Source organism: Spirillospora sp. NPDC049652 (assembly GCF_040675125.1).
Classification (GTDB): Bacteria; Actinomycetota; Actinomycetes; order Streptosporangiales; family Streptosporangiaceae; genus Spirillospora.
On sequence record NZ_JBFAOF010000370.1, the window covers coordinates 1 to 6,461 of the forward strand.

The window sequence follows — 6,461 nt, forward strand, 5'->3', positions numbered from 1 at the left end:
CTGGGCGACCGCGCTCGACACCCTCGCGGACGCGCTGGCCGCGGCGACGCTGATGCTCGACCCGTCCCGGATCGTGCTGGGCGGCGGCCTCGCCGAGGCGGGCGACGCGCTCCTGCCGCCGCTGGCCGAACGCCTCGTCCCGCGCCTGACCTTCCGCACTCCCCCGCCGCTGGTCCCGGCGGAGCTGGGCCCGCTGGCCGGCATGCACGGCGCGGCCGTCCTCGCCCAGCGGCTGGTGAATTCCTAAGTTTCCGGGCGGTGGTCGTCGCTTTCGCAGGACGGCGGCCATCGTCCGGTTCTCACTCGGCCGTGAAAAATGCCGGATCCGGCCCGTTCCCAGGGAAGTGGAACGGACCAGATCCGGGTGGAGCGGCGCGGCTCGCGGGTCGCCGCTCGTTCAGGGGGGTGCGGTTCGAGTCAGGGGTGCGGCCCGGGTCAGGCGAGGACCTTCTTGTCGGACGGGGACTGGTCGGCGAACTGGGTGGCGTGCAGTTCGGCGTAGCGGCCTCCTTCGGCGAGCAGGGTGTCGTGGGTGCCGCGCTCGACGACGCGGCCGGACTCGATGACCAGGATCTGGTCGGCGGCGCGGATGGTGGACAGCCGGTGCGCGATGACGATCGCGGTGCGGCCGTCGAGCGCCTCGCTCAGGGCCTCCTGGACGGCGGCCTCGGACGTGGAGTCGAGGTGCGCGGTCGCCTCGTCGAGGATGACCACGCGCGGGCGGGCGAGGAGCAGGCGGGCGATGGTGAGGCGCTGGCGCTCGCCGCCCGACAGGCGGTAGCCGCGCTCGCCGACGACGGTGTCGAGGCCGTCGGGCAGGGAGCGGATCAGGTCGTCCAGGCGGGCGCGGCGGAGCGCGTCCCACAGGTCGTCCTCGTCCGCCTCGGGACGGGCGAGCAGCAGGTTCTCGCGGATCGAGTCGTGGAACAGGTGGCCGTCCTGGGTGACCATGCCGAGCGTGTCGCGGATGGCGCCGAACGACAGGTCGCGGACGTCGGCGCCGCCGAGCCGGACCGCGCCCCCGTCCACGTCGTACAGGCGCGGCAGCAACTGGGCGATGGTGGACTTGCCCGCGCCGGACGAGCCGACGAGCGCGACCATCTGGCCGGGCTCGGCGCGGAACGACACGTCGTGCAGCACCTCGACGCCGCCGCGCGAGTCGAGGGTGGCGACCTCCTCCAGCGAGGCGAGCGAGACCTTGTCGGCGGACGGGTAGCCGAACCGGACGTGGTCGAACTCGACCGAGACCGGGCCCTCGGGGGCCGCCTGCGCGTCCGGCTTCTCCTTGACCAGCGGCTCCAGGTCGAGGACCTCGAAGACGCGCTCGAAGCTGACCAGCGCGCTCATCACCTCCAGGCGCGCGCCCGCGAGCGCGGTGAGCGGGGCGTAGAGGCGGGTGAGCAGCAGCGCGAGCGCGACGACCGCGCCCGCGTCGAGCTGGTCGCGCAGCGACAGGTAGCCGCCGAGGCCGTAGACCAGCGCCAGCGCGAGCGCGGACACGACGGTCAGGGAGGTGATGAAGACGTGCTGGAGCATCGCCGTGCGGACGCCGATGTCGTGCACCCGGCGGGCCCGGACGGCGAACTCGGCGGACTCGCGGGCGGGCCGTCCGAACAGCTTGACCAGGGTCGCGCCGGGCGCGGAGAACCGCTCGGTCATCTGGGTGGACATGGCGGCGTCGTTGGCGGCGGCCTCGCGGCGCAGCCCGGCGAGGCGGCGGCCCATCCGGCGCGCGGGCAGCACGAACACCGGCAGCAGGACGAGCGCGAGCAGCGTGACCTGCCAGGAGATGCCGACCATGACGGCGAACGTGAGCAGCAGCGTGACCAGGTTGCTGACCACGCCGGACAGCGTGTCGGAGAACGCGCGCTGCGCCCCGATCACGTCGTTGTTGAGCCGGGACACCAGCGCGCCGGTGCGGGTGCGGGTGAAGAACGCGACCGGCATCCGCTGGACGTGGTCGAACACGGTGGTGCGCAGGTCGAGGATCAGGCCCTCGCCGATCCGCGCGGACAGCCACCGGTTGAGCAGGCCGAGACCGCCCTCGGCGAGCGCGAGCACCGCGATCGTCACGGCGAGGCCGATGACCACGCCGGACGGGCGGTGCCCGACGATCGCGTTGACGACGCGTCCGGCGAGCACCGGGGTGATCACGGCGATCACCGCGAGCACCACGCTGACCGCGAGGAACCCGGCGATCCGGCGGGAGTGCGGGCGGGCGAACGACGCGATGCGGCGCAGCGTCGCCTTCGAGAAGGGACGGCGTTCGTCCTTGGCGTTCATCGCGTGGTGCAGCGAGTGCCACGCGGTCACTTCCATGTCCATGTGCGTCCGCCCGTGGGTCGAGGTGTCCGGTCGAGGGTCCTGCATGCGCCGGAGCCCCATCCTGCGACCTCAACTTAACTTGAGGTCAACTCCGCTCACCGCACCACTCTGCCGGAGGCGTCCGACATTCCCCCGCAGGCGCGTGGACGCGCCCGGAGGCGGCCGGCGCCCGCCGGGGACTTCTGGCGGTCCGCCGGAATCGCCGGGATCCCGGCGGAGCGCGGCGCCTTTCCGCCGGGTAACGTCGTGATCATGGCGATCGATGTCACGAAGGTCCGGAACGACACCCCCGGCTGCGCCCGCGTCGCGCACCTCAACAACGCCGGGGCGGCGCTCCCCCCGCGCCCCGTCATGGACGCGGTCACCCGGCACCTGGAACTCGAGGCGATGACCGGCGGCTACGAGGCCGCCGAGGAGAACGCCGAGGCCCTCGACCACTTCTACGACGCCGTCGCCGGGCTGATCGGCGCCCGGCGCGACGAGATCGCCTACGTCGAGAACGCCACCCGCGCCTGGGACCTGGCGTTCTACGGCATCCGGTTCGCGCCCGGCGAGCGCGTCCTGACCACGACCACCGAGTACTCCAGCAACGCGATCGCCTACCGGCAGCGCGGCGTGCGGGTGGACGTCATCCCCGACGGCCCGGACGGCACGATCGACCTCGACGCGCTGGAGGCCGAGCTGCGCAAGGGCGGCGTGCGGCTCGTCTCGCTCAACCACATCCCGACGTCGAACGGGCTGATCAACCCGGCCGCCGAGGTCGGGCGGCTGTGCCGGGCGGCGGGCGTGCTGTTCCTGCTGGACGCCTGCCAGTCGGCCGGGCAGATCCCGGTGGACGTCGAGGAGATCGGCTGCGACCTGCTGTCGGCGACCGGCCGCAAGTTCCTGCGCGGACCGCGCGGCACCGGCTTCCTCTACGCGCGGCGGGAGGTCCTCGCGGACCTGGAGCCGCCGATGCTGGACAACGCCGCCGCCGAATGGCACGTGCCCGACCGGTACGAGCTGCGTCCGGACGCCAAGCGGTTCGAGACGTGGGAGCGGTACATGGCCGGGCAGATCGGCCTCGGCGTGGCCGCCGACTACGCGAGCGCCCTCGGCATGGACGCCATCACCGCGCGCATCGACGTGCTCGCCACGCTGCTGCGCTCGGAGCTGGCGGCCAAGCCTGGCGTGACCGTCCACGACCGGGGGGCGCTGCGCTCCGGCACCGTCACGTTCACCGTGGACGGCCGCCCGCCGGCCGAGATCGTGCGGGCGGCCCGCGAACGGGACATCAACGTGAACGTCGCGCAGCCCGTGACCCACGGATACGACCCGGACGCCGTGGAAGCGGTCGTCCGGGCCTCCGTGCACTACTACAACACCGAGGACGAGGTGGAGCGGCTGCTCGCCCTCCTGTGACTACTTGAAGGGGGCGAGCACCCGGGCCGCGCGGGGCTCGTCCACCTCGATGCGGTTGGGGTCGGCCCGGCTCGGACGGTTCGGCAGGGTCACGAAGCGCACCTCGGACGGATCGGTGTGCCTGAGGCTCTCGGCCAGCGCCTTGAAGTTCCCCAGGTCCAACGCGGGAGAGACCTTCAGCGAACTCGCGCTCACCTGGAGGAACCTGGCGAACCGGATCGGGTCGTCACGCATCATGCGCAGGGCCTCGCGCGCCAGCTCGGCCACGAGCTTCTGCTGGCGCTTGACGCGACTGAGGTCCGAGCCGTCGCCCATGCCGTGGCGGACGCGCGCGTACGCGAGGGCGCCCTTGCCGTCGAGCTTGTGCTTCCCGGCGGTGAGGCGCAGCCCCGACTTCTGGTCGTTCACGGACCTGGGCAGGGTGACCGTCACGCCGCCGAGGGCGTCCACCATGCGGGCGAACCCGGTGAAGTCGACGACGACGGTCTGGTCCACGCGGACGCCGGTGACGTGCTCCACCGTCTTGATCGCGCAGGACACACCGCCCTCGCTGTAGGCCGCGTTGATCTGCCCCGTCCCGGCCCGGGTCTCCCGCCCGTCGGCGCGCACGCACGCGGGCCGTTCGACGAGCAGGTCGCGCGGCAGGCTTACGACGCTCACCTTCTTGCGGTCGGCGGGCAGCCTGACCAGCATCATCGTGTCGGAGCGCGCGGCGATCGCGTGGCCGCCGCCCCCCGCCCCGGCGTTCTTCCCGGTACGGGCGTCGGAGCCGAGCAGCAGCAGGGTCAGCGGGCGTCTGTCCGCTCCCGTCAAGCCGGACCCCGCCTTCCGGGGATCGGCGTCGCCACCGCCGCCGCGCAGCAGGACGGCCGGGACGAGCAGCAGCGCCGCCACCGCGCAGGCGGCGAGCGCCAGGGCCGTCCAGCCGCGCGGGCGCAGCCGGCGGCGCGGCGCGCGCGCAGCGTCGGTCAGCCGCGAGCGCTGCCGGGCCAGGGACGGTGGCGGATCGTGCTCCAGGGCGCGGCCGAGGTCGCGCAGGGTCGAAAGGTCGTCCACGGCTCAGCCCTCCTCAACGGCCGGGTCGGCGGTCGGGTCCACGCCGCCGAGCGCGGCGCGGACCTTGCGGCGCGCCCGGTTCAGCCGCGACCGGACGGTGCCGACGGGGATGGACAGGGCGCACGCGACCTCCTCGTAGGTCAGGTCGCCCCACGCCACCAGCAGCAGGACGTCGCGGTCCCGGCGAGGCAGCGCGGCGAGCGCCCCGGCGAGCGCGGTGCGCGACTCCCAGGCCGCCACGCCCGCGGCGACCCGGTCGGCGGGGCCGTCCACGGGACCGTCCACGGGGCTGCGGCGCAGCGCCCGGTAGTGCGCGGCCTCGCGGCGGTGGTGCCGCGCCATGATCTTGGTGACGATGCCGAACAGCCAGGGTCGGGCGTCCGGCTGGGACAGGTCGTAGCGGCGCCGTCCGCCGAACGCGGCGAGGAAGGTGTCCCCGACCAGGTCCTCGGCGGTCTCGGGGCCGAGCCGGCGGGACACGTAGCGGTACAGCATCCCGGAGTAGCGGTCGAACAGCGCGGCGAAGGCCTCCGGATCGTCGTGCGACCGGCGGATCAGCTCCGCGTCGTCCGCCGTCACGGCGGGCGGGGCGGTCATCGTGGACACCACGGCCTTCCCGGAGATAGCGGGCATCGTTTCATCGACGGTGTCTTGCCGTTCGGCCCGTCCCGGGTTCGCGGTCCCAAGATCACTGTTTCGTAACTAAGTGAACTTTCCGGATAACCTGCGCATCTTCCCAGGGGAGCGCGGAGACCCGGACCACGGGGAGGTCCGGGTCGTTGGCGCGCTCTTCCGCTTCAGGGGCGAGCAGGAGGACGCGGCGTGACGGACGACGCCCAGGACCGGCCGGGAGACGAGAAGGACCCGGCCCGGCCGGAGACGGCCCGGTTCGCCGTACCCGGGACACCGGACGACCGGGCTCCCGGAAGGCCCGCCGCCGAGCCCGCCCGCGGCCCCTCGGACGAAGACGAGAACGAGCCCTCCGACGGCGCGCCCGCCGAGGAACCCGACGCCGAGGCCCAGGCGGACGCCGAACCCGAGCCCGCTGAGGACGACCCGGCCGTCCCGGCCGCCCCGGAGCCGAAGCGGGAGTCGGCACCGAAGCCGGAGCCGGAGCAGGGCCGGGAGTCGCGCGAGTCGAGGCCGGAGAAGGCCCGCGACTCGCGCGCGTCGGGGCCGCACCCGGCGCAGGCGGCCAAGTCGTCCGGGCAGTGGACGATCACGGCTCCGGAGCGTCCGGAGAGCACGCCCTTCCGGTCGGCGTCCCCGACGGTCGAGGACAGGCTCCCGACCGTCCGCGCCTCCAAGCCGGACGCGCCCGCGCACGACGAGGACGCCCCGCGCACGAGCGGACCGCATCCGACCACCCCGCACACCAGCGGTTCCCACCCGGCCGGCCCGCAGCGTGACGGCGGACCGTCCGGCGCGCCTTCCCGGAGCAGCGGCACCCACCCCACCACGCCTCGGACCAGCGGCCCCAGCGGCCCCGACGCCCGCCCAAGCAGCGCCCACGAGACCACCCCACCCGACTCGTCCCCGCGCGACCCCGCCCGCCCCGAGCCCTCCCCGCGCACCCCCGCCTCCCGCGCCCCCGAAGCGCGCGACGCCGAACCACGCGCCGCTGGCCCGCGCGACGGTGGTGGGCGCGACGGTGGTGCGCGCGACCCTGGTGCGCCCCA

5 protein-coding genes and 1 pseudogene are annotated in these 6,461 nt (G+C 74.2%); 3 read left to right on the top strand and 3 right to left on the bottom strand.

The features are described from left to right. Nucleotides 1–247 (top strand): ROK family protein (locus AB0J52_RS22295; protein WP_500183804.1); only part of this gene is annotated, 247 nt, incomplete at its 5' end. A gap of 188 nt (nucleotides 248–435) precedes the next feature. On the opposite strand, the gene AB0J52_RS22300 is transcribed toward AB0J52_RS22295, so the two are convergent. Continuing rightward, on the bottom strand, nucleotides 436–2,325 hold the full coding sequence (locus AB0J52_RS22300; RefSeq protein ID WP_500183810.1) for an ABC transporter ATP-binding protein: 1,890 nt from the start codon (nucleotides 2,323–2,325) through the stop codon (nucleotides 436–438). 252 nt (nucleotides 2,326–2,577) lie between these two features. Between AB0J52_RS22300 and AB0J52_RS22305 the strand changes: the two genes are divergently transcribed. Beyond that, a complete protein-coding gene (locus tag AB0J52_RS22305; protein ID WP_500183806.1) occupies nucleotides 2,578–3,726 on the top strand; it encodes an aminotransferase class V-fold PLP-dependent enzyme in 1,149 nt (382 codons plus the stop codon). On the opposite strand, the gene AB0J52_RS22310 is transcribed toward AB0J52_RS22305, so the two are convergent. Then, a complete protein-coding gene (locus tag AB0J52_RS22310) occupies nucleotides 3,727–4,782 on the bottom strand; it encodes an LCP family protein (protein ID WP_500183808.1) in 1,056 nt (351 codons plus the stop codon). A 3-nt stretch (nucleotides 4,783–4,785) separates the two neighbouring features. Continuing rightward, a complete protein-coding gene (locus AB0J52_RS22315) occupies nucleotides 4,786–5,379 on the bottom strand; it encodes an RNA polymerase sigma factor (protein WP_500183812.1) in 594 nt (197 codons plus the stop codon). A gap of 225 nt (nucleotides 5,380–5,604) precedes the next feature. On the opposite strand from AB0J52_RS22315, the pseudogene AB0J52_RS22320 reads away from it, so the two are divergent. Continuing rightward, a pseudogene (locus AB0J52_RS22320) lies at nucleotides 5,605–6,461 on the top strand (hypothetical protein); the annotation flags it as partial.

Coding starts and splice junctions, on each gene's coding strand:
- AB0J52_RS22300 (WP_500183810.1), bottom strand. CDS start 2,325: ATGGACATGGAAGTGACCGCGTGGCACTCGCTGCACCACGCGATGAAC.
- AB0J52_RS22305 (WP_500183806.1), top strand. CDS start 2,578: ATGGCGATCGATGTCACGAAGGTCCGGAACGACACCCCCGGCTGCGCC.
- AB0J52_RS22315 (WP_500183812.1), bottom strand. CDS start 5,379: ATGACCGCCCCGCCCGCCGTGACGGCGGACGACGCGGAGCTGATCCGC.